The sequence below is a fragment of the Steroidobacter sp. genome, assembly GCF_016790065.1.
Lineage (GTDB): Bacteria > Pseudomonadota > Gammaproteobacteria > Steroidobacterales > Steroidobacteraceae > Steroidobacter.
The window spans coordinates 1-2,673 of record NZ_JAEUPY010000096.1 but is presented as its reverse complement, the minus strand read 5'-3'; the positions used below and the strand labels follow the sequence as shown (position 1 = coordinate 2,673).

The 2,673-nt window shown below is 60.6% G+C and carries 3 protein-coding genes; 2 read left to right on the top strand and 1 reads right to left on the bottom strand.

The features are described from left to right. The first annotated feature begins 433 nt into the window (after positions 1-433). Positions 434-976 carry a heme NO-binding domain-containing protein gene (locus tag JNL55_RS03965; protein WP_293849561.1) on the top strand — a complete coding sequence of 181 codons (543 nt, stop codon included), beginning with the start codon at positions 434-436 and terminating at the stop codon, positions 974-976. 3 nt (positions 977-979) lie between these two features. Then, entirely contained in the window at positions 980-2,251 is a 1,272-nt protein-coding gene (locus tag JNL55_RS03960; protein ID WP_293849558.1) for an ATP-binding protein, read from the top strand. 21 nt (positions 2,252-2,272) lie between these two features. Here the strand turns inward: JNL55_RS03960 and JNL55_RS03955 are convergent. Further along, positions 2,273-2,673 (bottom strand): alpha/beta fold hydrolase (locus JNL55_RS03955; RefSeq protein WP_293849556.1); only part of this gene is annotated, 401 nt, incomplete at its 5' end.

Sequence of the window (2,673 nt, the reverse complement as noted above, 5' to 3'; positions counted from 1 at the left end):
GCTTTGCGTCGCCGTCTTTCGACGGGTATGCCCTTACTCGACGGGAGACAGTTTGCTGGAAGCGGGGCCCCGCAACTATCGGACGTGCCCCCATGGGGCGCCGCCGAACGTTTGCAAACCGCCTGAGGCCAACCAGTAGCGCCTGTTGAGCATACTCAAGCCCTTAAGCGAGGCCGTAAGGTGGGTAGGTAGCTGTGCCTACGAGGCGATAGTGGCCCTGTCACGTTGGAATATTTTGCCGATAGGATTTGCACATGAGTTCGAGCGACGATATTGCGTCAGTGGCTTGAGGGAGCGCCTCATGCAGCTGTGCCGAGGCAGTGATCGATAGCGTTCAACAGTTGTATTGGCAACAGAACTGCCGGAGCCATCACAGTCGACGTTCGCTGCGGGCTGACAAACTGCCGCCAAATACAGTTGCGGCAGGATCAATATGAAAGGCGTGGTGTTTACTGAATTTACCGACTTCGTCGAGCGCCAGATGGGCATCGACATGGTGGATCGGATGTTCGATGAGAGTCAGCTCGCCTCTGGCGGTGCCTACACCTCCGTGGGCACTTACGATCATCGGGAGATGGTGGCGCTAGTCACCACGTTGTCGCGTCTGTCCGGCACGCCGGTGCCGGTGCTGCTGAAAGCATTCGGCGGTCATCTGCTCGGCCGGTTCTTGATCGGCTATCCCGCGTTCTTCCAGCAGGCCGGCTCGCTGTATGCGTTCATCGAAAGCATCGATCGCCACATCCATGTGGAAGTTCGCAAGCTGTATCCCGATGCCGAGTTGCCGTCGTTCAGTGCACGCACGATCGCGCCGGGCGTGATGGAGCTCGACTACCGTTCCTCGCGAGGCTTCGCCGATCTGGCCGAAGGCTTGTTGGTGGCGGCCATCGCTCACTATCGCGAACCGGTGAGCCTGCAGAGGCAGGACAACGTTCCCGAACCGGCCGCAACGCGCTTCACGCTCAGCAAGGCTGTCTGAGCGATGACTGACGCGGTCGAGCGGCGCTGGCGCAGAGAGCGTCAAGCGAGAGAGGAGGCCGAGCGACTGCTGGAGCAGAAGAGTCGCGAACTCTACGAACGCAACGTAGAGTTGCAAGCGCTCGCTCAACGCGTCATGGCCGCCGACCAAGCGAAAGGCGAATTCCTCGCGAACATGAGTCACGAGATTCGCACGCCCATGAACGGCATCGTCGGCATGGCCGAGTTGCTGCTCGATACTGCGCTCGAACCTACTCAGCGCGAGTACGCACAGAGCGTGCGACAAAGTGCCGCGCTGCTGCTCACCATCATCAACGACATTCTGGACTTCTCCAAGATCGAAGCCGGCCGACTGGATCTGGAAAAGATTCCCATCGATGTGCGTCGGGTCGTCAGCGATTTGCATCGAGAGATGGCGTTGCAACGGCCGCACAAGAGCGTTGCGTTCGAGCTGCAATTGGCTGCCGATGTGCCCGCAGCGGTGCTCGGCGATTCCACACGGCTACGGCAGATACTGCTGAATCTGGTCAGCAATGCGTTGAAGTTCACCACCCGAGGCAGCGTCGTCATCTCGATGACCGCTGCGGAACAGACCGAGCAGACCGCCATGCTGTCGCTGGCCGTCAGCGATACCGGCATCGGCATCGCGCCGGACGCGCTCGAACGTTTGTTTCAACCGTTCATGCAAGCCGATGGCTCGACCACGCGCCGTTTCGGCGGCACCGGTTTGGGCTTGTCGATTGCACGACGACTGGCCGAACTCATGGGCGGATCGATCGAGGCACGCAGCGAGCTTGGGCGCGGCTCGATCTTTACCTTGAACATTCCCTGCGAAAAATGCGCAGTCGTCGTCGAACCACGCGAGACTGCGCTACCCGTGGCGCCGGTGCTGGCGAATGGACCGCAGGCCACGATTCTGGTCGCCGAAGACAATGCAGTGAATCAGAAGGTCGCGCAGCGCTTGCTCGAGCGGATGGGCTATCGCGTGCACTTGGTCGGCAGTGGTGTCGAGTGTATCGATGCCTGGCGCAACGGATCGTTTGCGGCGATTCTGATGGACTGTCAGATGCCTGAGATGGATGGCTTTGACGCCGCGCGCGCCATTCGCTCCGCCGAGCAAGGGACCGCATCTGCAATTCCCATCATCGCGATGACGGCCAACGCCTTGGTTGGTGACCGCGAGCGCTGCTTCGCGGCCGGCATGTCCGACTATCTGTCGAAGCCGGTGGATCGCGAGTTGCTTCGACTGTGTATGCAGCGCTGGGTCGTTAGTTGAGCTGACGCTGATAGATAGCGTCTAGCTTTCTTCTGGCGCCAGCGACGCAGCCGCTGCCTTGCGTTCGAGAAGCGCCAGGAGCTGGGCACAAATCTCCTGAGGCACCTCGATGGGGGTAAGGTGTCGCGCGCGCGGAATGATTTTCAAAGTCGAGCCGGCGATGGCTTCGTGCAGCTGGCGGGACATCGACACGGGCGTTGCGTAGTCATCTTCACCCACGACGATTGCGACAGGCACCGTGATCGATGGCAGTAGCGGACGCAGATCCGCATCGCCCATCATGATGCACGTCGAGCTGTAGCACTCGACATCGTTCGCACCGAAGATCGCGCTGATCTCATCGACCACGCTGGGGTGCGCCTCGCGAAACTTGTCGCTGAACCAGCGAGTGCCCTGGAACTCGACCATGCTCGCCAGGCCTT